This window comes from Nostoc commune NIES-4072 (genome assembly GCF_003113895.1).
GTDB lineage: Bacteria > Cyanobacteriota > Cyanobacteriia > Cyanobacteriales > Nostocaceae > Nostoc > Nostoc commune.
In genome coordinates, this window is the sequence record NZ_BDUD01000001.1 from 6,200,776 (window position 1) to 6,217,965 (window position 17,190).

The 17,190-nt window shown below is 42.7% G+C and carries 13 protein-coding genes; 7 read left to right on the forward strand and 6 right to left on the reverse strand.

Features of this window, described 5'->3' with window-relative positions; all coding sequences use genetic code 11:
• Nucleotides 1–136: 136 nt before the first annotated feature.
• Together htpG and metH are read right to left on the reverse strand one after the other, a co-directional pair.
• Entirely contained in the window at nt 137–2,125 is a 1,989-nt protein-coding gene (htpG, locus tag CDC33_RS27595; protein ID WP_109011634.1) for a molecular chaperone HtpG, read from the reverse strand.
• Between the two features lie 392 nt (nt 2,126–2,517).
• Nucleotides 2,518–6,045 carry a methionine synthase gene (metH, locus tag CDC33_RS27600; protein ID WP_109011635.1) on the reverse strand — a complete coding sequence of 1,176 codons (3,528 nt, stop codon included), beginning with the start codon at nt 6,043–6,045 and terminating at the stop codon, nt 2,518–2,520.
• Between the two features lie 180 nt (nt 6,046–6,225).
• On the opposite strand from metH, the gene CDC33_RS27605 reads away from it, so the two are divergent.
• The 3 genes from CDC33_RS27605 to CDC33_RS27615 all read left to right on the forward strand — a co-directional run bounded on the left by CDC33_RS27605 (nt 6,226) and on the right by CDC33_RS27615 (nt 8,507).
• Entirely contained in the window at nt 6,226–7,008 is a 783-nt protein-coding gene (locus CDC33_RS27605; protein WP_109011636.1) for a DUF8758 domain-containing protein, read from the forward strand.
• A gap of 30 nt (nt 7,009–7,038) precedes the next feature.
• Nucleotides 7,039–7,461 (forward strand): DUF488 domain-containing protein, encoded by a 423-nt coding sequence (locus tag CDC33_RS27610; protein ID WP_109011637.1) that lies wholly within the window; start codon nt 7,039–7,041, stop codon nt 7,459–7,461.
• A gap of 416 nt (nt 7,462–7,877) precedes the next feature.
• On the forward strand, nt 7,878–8,507 hold the full coding sequence (locus CDC33_RS27615) for a DUF4126 domain-containing protein (protein ID WP_109011638.1): 630 nt from the start codon (nt 7,878–7,880) through the stop codon (nt 8,505–8,507).
• A 364-nt stretch (nt 8,508–8,871) separates the two neighbouring features.
• Here the strand turns inward: CDC33_RS27615 and CDC33_RS27620 are convergent, their stop codons facing one another.
• Together CDC33_RS27620 and CDC33_RS27625 are read right to left on the reverse strand one after the other, a co-directional pair.
• A complete protein-coding gene (locus tag CDC33_RS27620) occupies nt 8,872–9,144 on the reverse strand; it encodes a type II toxin-antitoxin system PemK/MazF family toxin (protein WP_109011639.1) in 273 nt (90 codons plus the stop codon).
• The gene (locus CDC33_RS27625; RefSeq protein ID WP_109011640.1) at nt 9,125–9,328 is read right to left on the reverse strand and encodes a hypothetical protein; all 204 of its coding nucleotides are present in this window, start codon (nt 9,326–9,328) and stop codon (nt 9,125–9,127) included. The genes CDC33_RS27620 and CDC33_RS27625 overlap by 20 nt, the downstream gene beginning before the upstream one ends.
• 529 nt (nt 9,329–9,857) lie before the next feature.
• Between CDC33_RS27625 and CDC33_RS27630 the strand changes: the two genes are divergently transcribed.
• Both CDC33_RS27630 and CDC33_RS27635 read left to right on the forward strand, forming a co-directional pair.
• Nucleotides 9,858–10,097 carry a leucine-rich repeat domain-containing protein gene (locus CDC33_RS27630; protein WP_109011641.1) on the forward strand — a complete coding sequence of 80 codons (240 nt, stop codon included), beginning with the start codon at nt 9,858–9,860 and terminating at the stop codon, nt 10,095–10,097.
• Nucleotides 10,098–10,297: 200 nt separating this feature from the next.
• Nucleotides 10,298–11,176: a peptidoglycan recognition protein family protein gene (locus CDC33_RS27635; RefSeq protein ID WP_109011642.1), complete on the forward strand. Its 879-nt coding sequence runs from the start codon at nt 10,298–10,300 to the stop codon at nt 11,174–11,176.
• Nucleotides 11,177–11,232: 56 nt separating this feature from the next.
• On the opposite strand, the gene ribBA is transcribed toward CDC33_RS27635, so the two are convergent.
• Nucleotides 11,233–12,906: a bifunctional 3,4-dihydroxy-2-butanone-4-phosphate synthase/GTP cyclohydrolase II gene (ribBA, locus tag CDC33_RS27640; RefSeq protein WP_109011643.1), complete on the reverse strand. Its 1,674-nt coding sequence runs from the start codon at nt 12,904–12,906 to the stop codon at nt 11,233–11,235.
• Between the two features lie 341 nt (nt 12,907–13,247).
• Between ribBA and argC the strand changes: the two genes are divergently transcribed.
• Complete coding sequence (gene argC, locus CDC33_RS27645) at nt 13,248–14,306, forward strand: N-acetyl-gamma-glutamyl-phosphate reductase (RefSeq protein WP_109011644.1); 1,059 nt, start codon at nt 13,248–13,250, stop codon at nt 14,304–14,306.
• A 67-nt stretch (nt 14,307–14,373) separates the two neighbouring features.
• On the opposite strand, the gene eno is transcribed toward argC, so the two are convergent.
• Nucleotides 14,374–15,663, reverse strand: coding sequence for a phosphopyruvate hydratase (eno, locus tag CDC33_RS27650; RefSeq protein ID WP_109011645.1), 1,290 nt, complete (start codon nt 15,661–15,663; stop codon nt 14,374–14,376).
• 258 nt (nt 15,664–15,921) lie between these two features.
• Between eno and gloA the strand changes: the two genes are divergently transcribed.
• Nucleotides 15,922–16,356, forward strand: coding sequence for a lactoylglutathione lyase (gene gloA / locus CDC33_RS27655; RefSeq protein WP_109011646.1), 435 nt, complete (start codon nt 15,922–15,924; stop codon nt 16,354–16,356).
• Nucleotides 16,357–17,190: the final 834 nt, after the last annotated feature.

The following is a 17,190-nucleotide window of genomic DNA, read 5'->3' on the forward strand; positions in this document are numbered from 1 at the left end:
TTAATACAGCCTTTCCATTTTAGGTCTTAGACAACAGAAGTAGGAAAGGAGATGAGGGAGCAGGGGGAGTAGGGGAGTGAGGGACAAAAATTAATAACCAATGCCCAATGCCCAATGCCCAATGCCCCACTCACCACTATTTACTAGCCTGTTCTGTCAGCTTGGTGAGTACTTCATTCGATCGCTCGACGAAGGATTTCATTCCCTCAGCGTCAAATCCTTTCTGAGACATCAGCGCTAAATCGTAAACGTGTTGGCAAATCAAGTTCACTAACTGATCTGTAGGCGATTGACCGTCTCCTTGAATAATACTACCTTGGTTAAGATTTGCCAGATTTTGAATCAATGGATGAGCAGTATTCACCAGCAAAACGTGATCTTCGGGAAACTCTACTGTCTGCTGCTGCTGCATCATGGCGTTCATTTCCCGCATCCGGCGGAGAATCTCTGGTAAAAGCACGATCGCAGGTGGTGTTCCATGAGGATCGTCTGATTTTAAGGCTTCAGTGCGGATATTGAGTTTGGGTTTGTTGAGAGATTTCTCAAATAATTCTTTGATGGTCTCACTCCGAGTTTTATTCGTCTTGGGGTCAACAATTTCCTTAGCTTTGTCTTGTTCTAGCAGAGTATTGTCTAAGTCAGAATCCACCCGTGTAAATTTGACATCCTTATATTCCCGCTCTAGGAAGTTGATAAAGTGGGTGTCGATGAAGGAGTCCATAAACAGGACTTCCAAGCCTTGATTTTTATGCAGTTCTATGTATGTTGCTTGGGTTGCTTCATCAGTGCTGTAGAAAACCCGGTTTTCGTTACGTTCTTTGTTGCGTTCTAGATATTCTTTCAGTGTGGTGTAAGGAGCGCTGGGTGCTGAGTCAGAACTGGGTGAAGGAGTCACATCTTGCCAAGCATCCCCGTCTGAAGACTGTACTTCAACGACTGGAGTTTCAGCAGCAACTTTTTCTGTCAGTTTGGCGGTGGTGCGGAAGACGATGATATCTTCGATTTGCTTTTTGAATTTTTCGTCGTTGAGAACGCCGAATTTTACAAAAGTACCAAGATCCTTCCAAGCGCTAATGTATTGTTCGCGGTTGTCGCGGAAAAGTTCTTTGAGGCGATCGCCTACTTTTTTGGCAATGTAATCACCGATTCGCTTCACGGTGCGATCGCCTTGCAAGGCACTACGTGATACGTTCAGGGGAATATCAGTACTATCAATGACACCCCGCATTGGCATCAGAAATTGCGGGATAATTTCTTCGCAGTTGTCGCTAACAAAAACTTGATTGCAAAATAGCTTGATTTGCCCTTTTGTAACATCTACATCCGGCCTCATTTTGGGGAAATACAGAATCCCGTTGATGATAAAGGGATAGTCTGTATTTAAATGTACCCACAATAGAGGTTCTTCCTGAAAAGGATACAGGTAGCGGTAAAACTCTAAATAATCTTCTTGACTCAGGTTACTTGGAGACTCTCGCCACGGTGCTTTTTGCTTATTTAATACTTCGCCTTCCAGTTTTATTGGTACTGGCAAGAAATCGCAATATGTCTTGACAAGATTCTTAATTCGTGCTGATTCGAGAAATTCCTCCTCTTCTCCTTGCAGGCTAAGAGTAATAGTTGTGCCGCGAGTTGTCCGGGACGATTCTTCTAGGGTGAAAGCTGGGGAACCATCGCAAGTCCAGTGAACCGCCTGCGCTCCTTCTTGGTATGACAGTGTATCAATCTCTACCTTTTGCGCCACCATGAAGGAAGAGTAAAAACCAAGACCGAAGTGGCCAATTATCGGTTGATCTGATTTGCCTTCATACTTATGAATAAATTCTTCAGCACTAGAGAAGGCAACTTGATTGATATATTTCTTAACTTCATCTGCGGTCATCCCGATACCGTTATCGGAGATGGATAGGGTTTTCTTATCTTTGTCAATGGCAATTTCAATTTCTGGTTCGCCGATATCTCCAGCGTAGTCTCCGGCGCGGGATACCATTTTCAGCTTTTGGATGGCGTCTACAGCGTTGGATACCAGTTCCCGCAAGAAGATTTGATGATCTGAGTAAAGCGACTTCTTGATGATCGGGAAAATATTCTCAGTATGAATACTGATAGTGCCTTGTTCTAGCATAATTGGTAATTCTTCGATGTTAGTATCTGAAATGATGATAGTGGTTAATACAGCCTAACCTTCTGTTTGCCAGAATAAACCCGGAGAACAAAGAAGGGCACGATACCAATTAGGATTTTAAAAGCATAGCTTAGGCGATCGCACCTTTTTTGAGCGTTGTTTGCCCCCATTTTCTGATTCGGATTTCCCTACTTCCGACTTCCGATTTTCAACGCAAGTCTATCAGTTTAGTTGAGACTGCCGTCTAAATACAATATTTCATTAATTAGTAGCGAATAAATTGGGTAAACCTCTGTGTCCCTCTGCGCTTTCCCCTGCGCCCCTCTGCGTTTAAAAATTGAATTAAGCCCCCCCAATTTATCGGGGGGCTGGGGGTACTAACGAGTCAGATTCTACGCGCTAAAGTATTTTGCTAACGGGTGGTAAGCAATAATCGCAGTGGTAGACTGTTCTGGATAAAGTTGTTCACTTTCATCCATATACAAGTTAATCCTGTCAGTCTGCAATAATTCCAGTTGCTTATATTGATCTTGGATATTCGGGCAAGCCGGATACCCAAAACTATACCGTGAGCCACGATAGCGTTGTGCCAATATATCCCGAATATTGTCGGGTTCTTCAGCACTAAAACCTAACTCGCGGCGAATTCTGGCGTGTGTCCATTCAGCCACAGCTTCCGCTACCTGTACCGCCATGCCGTGGAAATACAGATAATCGGTGTATTGATTGGCAGCAAACAGTTTTTGGGCAAACTCTGTGGCAATCTCCCCTACAGTAACCGCTTGCATCGGAAAGACATCAATAATTCCCGATTCCTTCGGTGCAAAGAAATCTGCTATGCACAGCCGCCTTAAAGACTTCTGTCTGGGAAACTCGAAAGTTGTAACCTGTTGTGATTGGTTCTCTGAATCATATATATGTAGAGAATTTCCCTCGGCTTGACAAGGGAAATAACCATAAATCACTTGGGGATGCAACAGATTTTCTTCAATAATTCGCTGTTTCCAAGTTTCTAAAATTGGGTAGACTTTCTCAGCCAAGAAAGCCTGATATTCTTCCTTAGATTGTTCCTTTGGTTTGCGGAATTGCCATTGTCCAGCAACCAAAGCTTGTAAATCTAAGTGCCAGAATATTTCCTCGATGGGAATATCACTAGGCTGCAATAACTTCGTTCCCCAGAAAGGCGGTGTGGGACGTTCAATATCTACAGCCACAGCTTCAGAACGTCTCGTATCTACTACTTTTGGTTCAGCAGATGTTTCTTCAGCAGTTGTAGCTTTTGGTTCTTTGTTACCATTTGTTGAAACTTCAGCCGTTTCGACTTCGTTTAAAAATCCCTGCAAATCTTCCCAGTTACCAGTAGCCTTTGCTGGCATTAATTTATCCATGAAGTGCAAGTCAGAAAAGGCATCTTTACCATAAACGACTTTACCTTTATAGGTATTTTGGCAATCTTCATAGACAAACTTGGGAGTCAATGCTGCACCACCTAAAATTACAGGGACACTAATTCCCTTTTCGTTGAATACCTCCAAGTTCTCTTTCATGAAGGCGGTGGATTTCACCAACAAACCACTCATGGCAATACAATCAGCTTTGTGCTGTTCGTAAGCGTTGATGATGTTTTCCACCGGCTGCTTAATTCCCAGGTTAATCACCTTGTAGCCATTGTTAGACAAGATGATATCTACCAAGTTTTTACCAATGTCGTGGACATCGCCTTTAACTGTGGCAATGATAAAGGTTCCCTTGGCGTTGTTGCCTGATTCTGATTTTTCCATGAACGGTTCTAGAAACGCCACCGCCGCTTTCATGGTTTCCGCAGATTGCAAGACGAAGGGTAACTGCATTTGTCCCGAACCGAATAATTCCCCGACAACTTTCATACCATCTAATAAGAAGGTGTTGATAATTTCCAAGGGGGGATATTCTTCTAAGGCTTTTTTCAGATGTTCTTCTAAGCCAATGCGTTCGCCGTCGATGATGTGACGCTTGAGACGTTCTGGGATGGGGAGACTTTCATCTAAGGAGCGATCGCGCTTAGTTGTCACCCCGGCAAACGCTGTGGTAAGCTCTCCCAAGGGATCGTAAACGCAAACATCACCTTCAAATTTCCGCTCATCATAAATCAACTGACGACAGATTTCTTGATGGCGGGCGTCAATCTTCGATAACGGTAAAATTTTGTTAGCACTGACAATGGCTGCATCCATTCCTGCCGTCGTCGCCTCGTGCAAAAACACCGAGTTCAGCACCATCCGCGAGGCTGGATTCAAACCAAAGGAAATATTGGAAACACCCAAAATTACATGACATCCAGGCAATTCCTCACGAATCCGCCGGATGGATTCAATTGTGGCTTTACCGTTTTCTCGGTCTTCTTCAATCCCGGTAGAAATTGGTAACGCGAGGGTATCAAAGAATATTTCTGTGGGTGGTATGCCATATTCTACAGCTTGACGGTATGCACGCCCAGCGATCGCAAACTTTTTCTCTGCTGTCCGCGCCATCCCATCTTCATCGATAGTACCAATAACTACACCAGCACCGTATTTTTTCGCTAAATCCAGCACCTTTAGAAAGCGCGGTTCCCCATCTTCGTAGTTGGTGGAATTCAGCAAACACTTACCACCGGCAACCTTTAAACCCGCCTCCATCTTTTCCCATTCGGTGGAGTCAAGCATTAAAGGCAATGTCACATTATTAACAATGCGCGAAACTAATTCGTGCATATCCCGCACGCCGTCACGTCCTACATAATCGACGTTGACATCAAGGATGTGTGCGCCTTCTTTGACTTGTGCCCTCGCCATTGAAACGAGTCCATCCCAATCTTCCGCGTTTAGCAAATCGCGGCACTTTTTGGAACCACTGGCGTTGAGACGTTCACCAACAATCAAGAAAGAATTATCTTGGTCGTAAGGCTGAGTGGTGTAAATTGATGCTGCTGCTGGTTCTAAGCTAGGATGTCTAACTTTTGGCTTTAGGTCTTTGGCGACTTCTGCCAATTGTTGAATGTGTTCTGGACGTGTCCCACAGCAACCCCCAATCACTTGGACACCCAAATCTTCAACAAAATGCATCAATGACATCCGTAATTCCAACGGTGTTAGGCGGTAGTGCGCTTGACCGCCGACGTTTTCAGGTAAACCCGCGTTGGGAATACAGGAAACGATGAAAGGTGAATGTTCTGCCAAATACTTGATATGTGGTTTCATCAAGTCTGGGCCCGTGGCACAATTTAGACCGAGAATATCTATTGGGTAAGGTTCCAAAATTGTCAGCACAGCACTGATTTCTGAACCAACTAACATTGTGCCCATGCTTTCCATTGTCACAGATACCATCAACGGACGGCGATCGCCTTTTTTGGCAAACACTTCTTCAATGGCATTCAGCGCTGCCTTAATTTGCAGCACATCTTGGCAAGTTTCCACCAGGAATAAATCAACACCACCATCCCACAGCGCCTCTGCTTGTTCGGCAAAAGTCGCTTTCATGGTGTCAAAGTCAATATGTCCCAAGGTAGGAAGTTTTGTTGTGGGGCCGATGGAACCTGCCACAAACCGGGGTTTTTCTGGCGTGGAAAATTCCGCAGCCACACGCTTGGCCAATTCTGCGGCTGTCTTGCTGAGGTAGTAGGCTTGGTCTGCCAAGTCATATTCTGCCAGCACCAGGGAGGTACTGCCAAAGGTATCGGTTTCAATGACATCAGCACCAGCAGCGAGGAAGTCGCGGTGAACCTTAGCGACTGCTTCGGGTTTCGTGTGGACTAAGTATTCGTTACAACCTTCATACTGTGGGCCACCGAAGTCTTCAGCAGTCAGGTTTTGGGTTTGTAAGTTGGTTCCCATCGCCCCGTCGAAGACGAGGACTGGGCTATCTGGACTACGCAGGCGTTCAAGGAAAGGATGAGTCATATTTTCCTAGAATAAATGAGGATATCAAGTGAGTCTTGTGATACTCGACTTACTTTATTATTTTCCAAAATTTTGGGAGTTTCGGCAGTATGTAATGAAAAAATTTTGATGCCGTACTGGAATTATTTATGTGTCTATAATATCACTGTATAGTGAGCTAGTTCATATAGAGGTTGTTCTATGGAAAGAAGGAAAATTTTGATTGCAACTAAAACATACCCTTCAATTAGCACCAAATATCAAGAAACAGTCTGTACAGCAGGAGTTTTATTAGATGATGAGGAGAAACCAGTTCAGTGGATTCGCATTTATCCCATTCGTTTTCGTCAATTAGATTTTGATAAGCGTTATCCAAGATGGTCAATTATAAGTGCTAAAATAGAAAGAAATGAAAAAGATTATAGAGAAGAAAGTTTTCGTATAGATGATTCTTCGATAGAAGTAATACGAAAAATTGATACTCGCAAGAATTGGGAAGAGCGAAAAGCCTTGGTTATGCCACTAGAATTCAAATCTATTCAGGACATTAAAGAGCAAGGTAAGTCTCTCGGTATTATTAAACCACAAATTATAAAAAAATACTTCTGTAAAAAGGAAATAGAACGGGAGTGGAAACCAAAACAGCAAACAATATTAGATCAAATGGACTTGTTTGAGCCTTCAGTACAATTAGATAAAATTCCTTATAAGTTTGGTTACGAATTTATTTCCCCAGATGGAAAGAAGCATAGTTGTACAATAAATGATTGGGAAATTCAACAACTTTATAGAAATTGTAGAGATAGATCAAATGAAACAAGTATGGAGAATAAAGAAAAGGAGGCTTTAGAAAAAGTACGCCAAAAACTAGAAGACGAATTTTTAAGCAAAAAAGATTTATACTTTATTATGGGAAACCTAAAAAACCACAAAAATAGCTTTATGATTATTGGGATATTTTACCCACCATTAATAAAAATGTAATATTTAAACTTGATTGTTCTAGGAATGAAAATGAAGATTAAAGATATTGCTAAAACAAGATGCATACTTACCTTCGGATATGGCAATCGCAAAGACTACGATGCCTTCTTGGAATACCTACAAAAGTTTGATGTGGAATGTGTTGTTGATGTGAGGATGGTTCCTCGTGCTTGGAGCCGTAAATGGTACGGCGACAAAATTAAAATATTCTGTGAATTAAATAACATTAAGTATATTTCTAAAACCGCTTTAGGCAATACATCTGGTAAAGAAAATTGGATTCCAGTAAATCAAGAAGAAGCAGATAAAGCTCTACATGAAATTGCACAAGTTGCTCAAACAGGTAATGTTTTACTCTTGTGTGCTGAAATGAACCCGAATCGCTGTCATCGGAAAGAAGTTGCTGATTGCTTGGGAAACTTAGTATCAATGCCTGTTAAGCATTTAGAGTAGTAAACTAAAATTTTCTCGATACTTAGGGAAGAGTGTTTAGTAATCTCATTTCACAAGAGACGATTGCCTGTAGCGTTGGTGGTGCCGCAGCTACGCCCGTCGTAGACATCGCTATTATCAGGTGGGCAATATTATAGATTTCTCGTAGGGGTATGGCATTGCCCATTAACAGAGGTGAGGTTTCACTGATTCTACACATAGTCAGATGAAATATTTTCGCCAAGTTTCTTATCTTGGGATTACAGCTTAGAGTTGTTATACCAATTCACAATTCACAATTCGCAATTCGCAATTAAAAAACTTAGATACAGCAAGGCTTTCAAGGTTTATATCTGTATCATGTTTTTCGTGAATTGGTATTACTCCGTTCAGATCAAAGATGGAAAAAACACCAGGAGTATAACTTGAGTCTTACTATGGATTTAAATTATTTGTTTAATCTCAATACATTTATTGAATTATTACTGGGGATTAGTTTGAGTGCGGCGGCTGGCTTCCGAGTATTTGTACCACTGCTAGCGTTGAGTGTGGCTTCAGTTTTTGGACATTTAGATTTACCGACTAACTTTGATTGGGTGGAAACACCTCAAGCTGTAATTGTATTTGCCGTCGCTTGTTTGCTAGAAATTATCGGTTATTACATTCCTTGGTTGGATCATCTGCTGGATATTGTAGCCACTCCTGCGGCATTTATCGCCGGGACAATCGTCACAGCATCTGTTGCTCCAGATATGAATCCACTAGTGCAATGGACGTTAGCTTTAGTTGCAGGTGGTGGAACCGCAGGATTAACTCAGGGATTAACCAATATATTGCGGATAAGTTCTACTGGCGTTTCTGGTGGATTAACCAATCCAGTTGTGTCAACTATTGAATTGCTCATCGCAATCGGACTGTCTGTACTAGCGCTAGCTTTACCAGTGGTAGCAGGAGTGATTGTGATTGGTTTTCTAATAATTGCTATTCAAAGAATTTGGAATTTCTTTTTGAATAAACCATCTTCTCAAATTAACGAAACCGTTTCTCCATCAAGAGAATTGGGATAAGTAGTGATGGATTGGTTTCATCGCTACGACGCCGAATAGCCCGTCGTAGACATCGCAATTATAAAGCGATCGCAGTAATTTATAATTCCAAAGCCGCTATTAGACAAAAATTCACCTGATTAATCGCCTCAGAGGAAAGAAAACCCAGCTTTCTGAGAATCATAGATTTAGGACTTACGCACTGTACAAAATAACTATCTTGTGCATCAACCTAAATACGTTGTTTCGGGCTTTTATCAATCACCTTTGATTGAGTGCGTAGGCGTAGCCCGCCGCAGGCATCGCTAAAATCTCATTGAAAAATCTAGCTATCAGCCTTGAAAACTCTATCTGTTATTTTGGCTTTTCTGTCAATGCGTAAGTTCTAAGATTTATTTAATGTAAAAATTGACTCACAGCGAACTACAGACTCAACTCTAATACCTGCACTGGCAATTTCATCACCCGTTATTAAGTATTGCGTCACAGTTAAAGGGCGATTAGTGTTGGAAGTGCAAGGCACAACCATCAAATCATCAAGAATTTGATTCAATTGATTTGCCGAAATTACAACAGCAGGGCGAACTTTAAACTGTGCCAATCCGGTTGAAGGCATGGGAACTCGACACAACACAACATCACCGCGCTGTAAGTTCATCAGCAAATACTTCGTCGTAAATGTCATTTTCAGGACTTACCCAATCCTGATAAGCCTGAGACTCAATAGCAGGATTAACAGATTTTTCGCCATTCTTGAAAGAAAGAGCTAAATCAAGCAATGCTGATAACTGCTCATCATTCAGTTGTTCAATCAGACTTAGAAGTTCTTGACGAATATTCATGGAATTGCCGACTGCTAACTATATTCAATGTATGCCATAAAGCGATCGCCTGTAGCGTTGGTGATGCGTAGGCGTAGCCTGTCGTAAACATCGCAATTATAAAGCGATCGTAGTCTTTGGGTGTGTTAGCGCGAAAGTTAAGGAAAATCGTATTGCTACCTAACCCGCCTGGAACTCAAAGTTCCAGGCTAATAGCCCAACTCCACTAAAGTGGACTAAAACGGCTTCTCAGTCTTCTTTAGAAGACTTTAGCTGTTAGCCTCAGAATTCATTCTGAGGCGGTTGTTGGAAATGGGCGCGAAAGCGTAACGCACCTTTGATACTCGTGAGCGAGTCTTTTATACTCGTGGATGAGTGAATGTTATTGCAAGGGTTGCGATGTCTACGACGGGCTACGGCTACGCACCCTACTAATTTATATATTACAGCCCTTCCTACGCAGATAGAACACATTAATCTAGCCCCATTCCCTATAACCTGCGATACACTATTTTGGTAAATATCGCTACAGAGTTAGTGAGGTTTGCAGGTGACAAACAAAGAACTGTTGCAAATTATTGAACGAGATGCCAGGGAAAAAGCAACGGTGCTATCCCTCCATAACAAGAAACTCAGCAGGCTACCGCCAGAAATCAGCCAACTCTCCAACTTGACTAAGCTATTCCTCTCTAATAATCCACAATTAAGCTCGCCGCCGCCTGAAATTGTTGAACAGGGAACGCAGGCAATTTTGACCTATCTTCGAGCCAGGTTAGAAGCTAAAGGGTAATATATTTGTAAGCTGCTAGTAGTTAGCTCGTAACAGCACTATTGCAGGGATTATAAACGTATATTTGACTAGAATTAAGGTGTTATAGCGATTATTATTTGGATACCATAAGCGGTAGAGGTTTACAGAAATGCGCCTCTACAACTGACACGGCAGTTTAGCTATAAATTAAAATCTACCGTTTTACGGGTATTAGAAACATGAGGTTTAAAGACTGGGCGACTAGGGTGCTACTAATCTCGCTGATGTTCATGGCTTTAATTTTAGTGCTGCTAATTGGACGAGCGACAAAATTACAAAATAATCCGACAATATCCCGTGCATCCAATCCACAGGTTGCAGCTTTCAGTCAATATCCCCAGGCGCAATTTCAATCAGCAAAAGAGCCAGAGAAGAAATCTCAAAATGTTATCAAGTCCCCAGTCAAGATTAACAAGCCTGTAGCAAGGTACGTAACCACTCAAGCTTTTGCACAGTACAGACCGAGTTATCAAGTTGCTTCAGTTGATCCAAGTAACTATGGAGAACGGTATGCCCAAGATGTTAACGGCGTTCCTCTCAACAATCAACCAATTATCGTCCTCCATGAAACTGGTTATTCTGCTTCCAGCGCCATTAATTTCTTTCAAGTAGCCCATACTGATGAAAGTGTGCAAGCAAGTTACCACGCTTTAATCAAGTTAGACGGAACGGTGGTTTATCTAGTACCCCCAGAAAAGCGGGCTTTTGGTGCAGCTAACTCAGTATTTGAGACTCCACAGGGAGTGGAAACTGTGCAGACTAATCCGAATTTGCCTGCGTCTGTGAATAATTTTGCTTATCATGTTTCTTTAGAAACACCGCCAGATAGTTATGACGCTAGCAGCCAACAAACCCATAGCGGTTATACGGAGGCTCAATATAATTCTCTTGCTTGGTTAATTGCTCAAAGCCAAGTCCCAGACGATCGCATCACTACGCACCATTTAGTAGACCGCTCTGGTAAAAAAGTTGACCCGATAAATTTTGATGGGAATAAATTTCTCAGCTTACTTAATACTTATCGTCAGGTCAGACCAATATATAGGGTGAGTAGATAAAAAATGGTGCGTTACGCTTTGGCGATAACACACCCGACAAAATTTATTCAACCAAGCTATTTGCTAAAGCTATAAATTTGCTGCGTCTCCAGGCGATCGCTAATCGATGAAGGCAGTGTACCATCCGAGAATGTCTGTCTATCTAGTTGGACTTGTAAATTACTCAAGGGATCGCAACCAGAAGATATCAAAAATTCTAGTTTTTGAATGTAAGGCAAGATTGCTAGTTTGTCCAGAATTTGGAAGATAGCCTGTATATAAGGATGACCACTTTGTTGATACCAATCAGTGCTAGCAACTTTTGGCTGATCAAAACCCAAGTGTACTGTCAAAGATGGCTCGTCAAATATAGCGATCGCTAAGGGACGCGCTTCTTCCTGCAACAATAAATCATTACTTTTCGCTAAGTGTCGCAGTTTTTCTAGGCGTTCATAACGTTCTGTCACAGCTTCCGGGTCATCTTGCCAATGAATTGCTACTGTTACCAGATAAGTCTGTAACAGCATGTGACCCAACTTTTTCGCCTTTGTCGCTAGGTAATAGGAATTGTAGTCATTGGCTTCAATTAACAATGGAACGCGATCGACTACTTCCATCCCATAGCCCTTAACTCCAGCAATTTTACGGGGATTATTTGTAATTAAACGTATTTTTTTAATGCCCAAATCCATGAGCATTTGCGCCCCCATGCCGTAATCTCGCAAGTCAGCCGGAAATCCTAAACGCTCATTTGCTTCTACTGTATCCAGTCCCATATCCTGCAATGAGTAGGCTTTCAGCTTGTTAATCAAGCCGATTCCCCGTCCTTCTTGACGCAGGTATACAACTACACCTTGACCCGCAGACTCAATCATTTTCAGTGCAGCATTTAACTGCATCCGGCAATCACAGCGCAAAGAACCCAAAGCGTCACCAGTTAAGCATTCTGAGTGCATCCGCACCATTACTGGCTCATCCTTGAAGTTAGCTGGATCGCCTTTGACAATTGCAACGTGTTCTGTGTTATCCAGGGTATGGCGGTAGGCGTAAATTTCAAACTGACCGAATTCACTAGGTAGTTTGGTAACAACCTCACGATACACTAAGCGATCGTGCTGTAGGCGATAACTGATTAAATCCGCAATACTAATGATTTTTAAATTGTGACGTTTCGCATATTCGACTAATTGCTGCAACCGCGCCATTGAACCATCGGAGTTTTGAATTTCACAAATTACTCCTGCTGGGTATAATCCTGCTAGTCGGGCTAAGTCCACAGCCGCTTCCGTATGTCCTGCGCGTTTGAGTACGCCTCCAGCTTTAGCCCGAATCGGGAAAATATGACCAGGACGACGTAAATCGGTGGGTTTTGTCGCTGGGTTGAGAGTAACCTGGATAGTGCGGGCACGGTCTTCTGCTGAGATGCCTGTGGTTACACCCAATTCTGGGCCGGCATCAATGCTAACAGTGAAGGCAGTTTGGTTAGTATCTGTAATGTTGCTTACCATCAAGGGTAAGTCTAGCTCGTCTAAGCGATCGCCTGTCATTGCCAAACAAATCAGCCCTCTAGCTTCCACCGCCATGAAATTAATCATGTCGGGTGTGGCAAATTGGGCGGCACAAATTAAGTCGCCTTCATTTTCTCTATTTTCATCATCTACCACTACAATGACGCGACCAGCTTTTAGGTCTGCTAAGGCGGCATCAATCGAATCAAATTTAAAAGCTTGGTTAGTATTAGGCTGTGACACAGAAAGATTTCCAGCTACCAACGTAAATTTTTTTAACAATTTCTTCTTTTAGATTGTAGCTCCTTTATAAGGCAGAGGAGTAGACTAGCAATGATTTGATAAGCTAGCAAAAATCTCTGCCCCTAAAATCGGGGTTTATAAAGCAACGACAATCAAGAATGAACATGACAAGGGAGACAAGAGAGACAAATACAATATTTGGCAATTTCGCCGCGTCACTACTTACCGGCATCTGAAAAAAGTAGAGGGGTTTCAGGTGTTTTGTACGCTATGCGTCTAGTCGCTGATATTGTTGATAGCTGATAACGAATTCACCATTCATGGGATAAGGATTTCAGATCATGGGCAAATTTAGACGCGTACCCGTTGGGATTGTTGGCGCGTCGGGCTATGGCGGAGTACAGTTAGTACGGCTACTGATGGATCATCCAGAAGTCGAACTGGTTTATTTAGGCGATGAAAGCAGTATCGGGAAATCCTTTGGGGATCTCTACCCGCATCTGGCTCATGCAACTAACCTGCTAATAGAAGCAGTAGAACCAGAAATAATTGCTCCTCGCTGTGAAGTAGTTTTCTTGTCTTTACCAAATGGTCTAGCTTGCCAAATCGCGCCCAAACTGTTGGAAAAAGGATGTAAAGTACTAGATTTGAGTGCAGACTATCGGTTTAGTAATTTGACAACTTATACAAATTGGTATGGCATTGAGAGAAGCGATCGCACAATTGCAGCTACAGCAGTTTATGGATTACCAGAACTTTATCGCGATCGCATTGCCGAAGCTCAACTTGTTGGCTGTCCTGGTTCCTATCCCACCGCTAGCCTCCTTGCACTTTCGCCACTTTTAAAGCAAGGTTTAATCGTGCCAGAAACAGCTATTATTGATGCCAAGTCTGGTACATCTAGCAGTGGACGGCAACCTCAAACCAACTTATTACTAGCTGAAGCAGACAACTCTATAGCAGCTTACAATATTGGCCGTCACCGTCATACCCCAGAAATTGAGCAAATTTGCAGTGACTTAGCTGGTCACGAACTGATGATCCAATTTACACCCCACCTTATCCCAATGGTGCGCGGTATTTTGGCAACGGTATATGCCACAATGCGCGATCCCGGTTTAGTGCGAGATGATTTAATTACAATTTTCTCAGCCTTCTACCGCAACTCTCCTTGGGTGAAAATCTGCGGTAGCGGCGTTTATCCCCAAACTAAATGGGCTAACGGCAGCAATCTTTGTTATATCGGTGTAGAAGTTGACCCGCGCACAGGTCGCGTTATTGTCATGTCAGCAATTGACAATCTAGTTAAAGGACAGGCGGGCCAAGCGATTCAGTGTTTAAACCTAATGATGGGCTGGGATGAAACTTTGGGGTTGCCCAAGTTGGGGTTTTATCCTTGATTGGGGATTGGGTACTGGGTATTGGGAAAAATTCTTCCCTTAGTCCCCAGTCCCTAGTCCCCAGTCCCTACTTCGGCCCTAACCCCACAGCACCAGCATAAACGGCGCGATCGCCTAGTTCATCTTCAATTCGCAGCAAGCGATTATATTTTGCTACGCGTTCGCTGCGACACAGGGAACCTGTTTTGATTTGACCGGCGCGGGTTGCTACAGCTAAATCAGCGATCGTTGTGTCTTCGGTTTCACCAGAACGATGGCTAATTACTGAACGGATACTGTTGCGAGTTGCCAAATCAATTGTTTCTAAGGTTTCGGTAAGAGAACCAATTTGATTGAGTTTAATCAAAATCGCATTAGCGGCTTTTTCCTGGATGCCTCTTTGCAAGCGAGTAGCGTTAGTCACAAATAAGTCATCTCCTACTAATTGCACCCGCGAACCTAATTTCTGGGTGAGCAATTGCCAACTTTGCCAATCTTCTTCGTGTAAACCATCTTCGATTGACACAATTGGGTATTGGTCAACTAGTTGTCCTAAATAATCAATAAACTCAGCCGGGGCATGAGGTTTACTATCGTAAACATACTGACCATTCTTGTAAAATTCGCTAGCTGCCACATCCAACGCCAAAGCTACTTCTTCCCCTGGCTTGTAACCAGCTTTTTTAATGGCAGCAACCAGTAATTCCAAAGCCACCTGATTAGATTCTAGGTTAGGGGCAAAACCGCCTTCATCGCCCACACCAGTGAGCAAACCCTTTTCATCTAATACTTGACTGAGGGTAGCAAATACTTCTGCACCCCAGCGCAACGCTTCCCGAAAGGAAGTTGCACCAATTGGGACAATCATAAACTCTTGAAAATCCACGTTATTTGAGGCGTGTGCGCCACCGTTAATCACGTTCATTAACGGTACTGGGAGCAAATTCGCTAAAGGGCCACCCAAATAGCGATATAGCGGAATTTCCAGAGACTCAGCACCAGCTTTGGCTGCTGCTAAGGAAACCCCCAAAATCGCATTCGCCCCCAAACTGGATTTGTTAGGAGAACCATCTATGGCGATCATTGTCCGGTCTAGCAGTTCTTGGTTGAGGGCATCCAAGCCTAATAATTTTGGCGCAAGTGCTTCTTTAACGTTTTTTACCGCCTTGAGTACGCCTTTGCCCCCATAACGGCTTTTATCGCCATCACGCAGTTCATGAGCCTCAAAAGAGCCAGTAGATGCACCACTGGGAACCTGCGCTAGTCCAACAACACCATTGGCTAAATGCACTTCGGCTTCAATTGTCGGTCTACCGCGTGAATCAAGAATTTCACGGGCTGCGATCGCTTCAATTGCAGTATCTAGAAATTTACTCATCTGTACTTTATCCTTTATTAGAGTCTGTTACGCACACAGTCCAGTTGCCTAACCCAATCGCTAGCTTATGCTGTTAAGAGACTTTATTGGCTGAGATTAAAGAAGATTTCCATTATATGGATAGGGATCAACGCCAAAAATGGCTAAGAGAATGTTTATCCTGTCTTTTTCTTTGATCGCATTTCTACCTTTAGACTTTGAGCTAGGTAAAATATTGGCAGAGAATAACACTAAATCAATTACAGAGAAAAGGCCAATATGCGATTACTACATACAATGCTACGGGTGGGCAACCTTGAAGAATCCTTAAAGTTTTACTGTGAACTTCTAGGTATGAAATTACTACGCCGAAAAGATTATCCAGGGGGAGAATTTACCCTAGCTTTTGTTGGCTACGGCGACGAAAGTGACAACTCGGTGATAGAACTAACCTACAACTGGGGGGTAGAAAAGTATGAATTGGGTAATGCTTATGGTCACATTGCCCTTGGGGTTGATGATATTTACGCTACCTGTGAGGAAATTCGCAATCAGGGCGGTAAAGTTGTCCGCGAACCCGGGCCGATGAAACATGGTTCGACAGTAATTGCTTTCGTAGAAGATCCAGATGGGTATAAAATTGAACTGATTCAACTTAAAACTCAAGATTCCGCAGTCAAACAGGAATCACAAGAGCAACTTGTGAGCCAGTAATTCTTATAATCAGTAATAGTAAGTTAATACGCTTGGGTTCAGGCTTGATCCTTTTTAAAAGGTTTGTCGTTACCCACTTTTTTGTTTGTAACAGTCAAGGTGTGGCATTGGCGAACATCCCGCCCAGAACTTAAGTTCTTGGACTGATAGCCCAAGTCCACTTAAGTGGACTAAAATTTTCCCTAACAAAAGACTTTAGCCATTGAAATCGCTTAAAATCTTATATTTAGTCCTCTTGAGAGGACTTTAGCTATTAGCCTCGGAATTTATTCCCAGGCGGGTTAACAACGAAGCGGAAGATTTCTTTGATCTTGGTAATGATAAGCCTTAAAAAGGAACAAATTAACCCACCCACTAAAACCCTATGAAAAAGCAGGGGAGCAGAAAGCAAGGGAGCAGGGGGAAAAATCACTCCATTTGCGGGTGAGGTTTCAACCAACGGGCAAAAGGAGCAAGGGAGCTATCACTGACAATAAAGTTATAGAAAAATCCACACCGATGTCTTGAAAAGTTAAGCTACATCTGGGGAGATTGATTCTTGCTGCACACTGGTATCTCATGCAGGTAAACCCGGAAGCACAAGACTTTTCGCTTTTTGCCTCGGTTTTTTAGGCGGGTTAGGGGATCTCATCTGCGTAAATCCTATTAGTATTATCGCTATCCTATCGTTAATGAACAACACTAATAGCTTAGGTTTAGTCCGTCGTAGAAATTGCTCCAATATTACCATTTAGCAAAGTCCGTTCAGAACAGTGTTTTCGTTTTAAATTAGGAAATAGGTAATGGATTAAACGATCGCCAATTACCAATCCAAAATTGCCACTGGAGATACAC

What these genes read in the sequence shown, in the direction of transcription:
- CDC33_RS27615 (WP_109011638.1), top strand. Translation starts at nt 7,878, where the DNA reads ATGGATTTAAATTATTTGTTTAATCTCAATACATTTATTGAATTATTA.
- CDC33_RS27625 (WP_109011640.1), bottom strand. Translation starts at nt 9,328, where the DNA reads ATGAATATTCGTCAAGAACTTCTAAGTCTGATTGAACAACTGAATGAT.
- CDC33_RS27610 (WP_109011637.1), top strand. Translation starts at nt 7,039, where the DNA reads ATGAAGATTAAAGATATTGCTAAAACAAGATGCATACTTACCTTCGGA.
- CDC33_RS27620 (WP_109011639.1), bottom strand. Translation starts at nt 9,144, where the DNA reads ATGAACTTACAGCGCGGTGATGTTGTGTTGTGTCGAGTTCCCATGCCT.
- gloA (WP_109011646.1), top strand. Translation starts at nt 15,922, where the DNA reads ATGCGATTACTACATACAATGCTACGGGTGGGCAACCTTGAAGAATCC.
- argC (WP_109011644.1), top strand. Translation starts at nt 13,248, where the DNA reads ATGGGCAAATTTAGACGCGTACCCGTTGGGATTGTTGGCGCGTCGGGC.
- CDC33_RS27605 (WP_109011636.1), top strand. Translation starts at nt 6,226, where the DNA reads ATGGAAAGAAGGAAAATTTTGATTGCAACTAAAACATACCCTTCAATT.
- eno (WP_109011645.1), bottom strand. Translation starts at nt 15,663, where the DNA reads ATGAGTAAATTTCTAGATACTGCAATTGAAGCGATCGCAGCCCGTGAA.
- CDC33_RS27635 (WP_109011642.1), top strand. Translation starts at nt 10,298, where the DNA reads ATGAGGTTTAAAGACTGGGCGACTAGGGTGCTACTAATCTCGCTGATG.
- metH (WP_109011635.1), bottom strand. Translation starts at nt 6,045, where the DNA reads ATGACTCATCCTTTCCTTGAACGCCTGCGTAGTCCAGATAGCCCAGTC.
- htpG (WP_109011634.1), bottom strand. Translation starts at nt 2,125, where the DNA reads ATGCTAGAACAAGGCACTATCAGTATTCATACTGAGAATATTTTCCCG.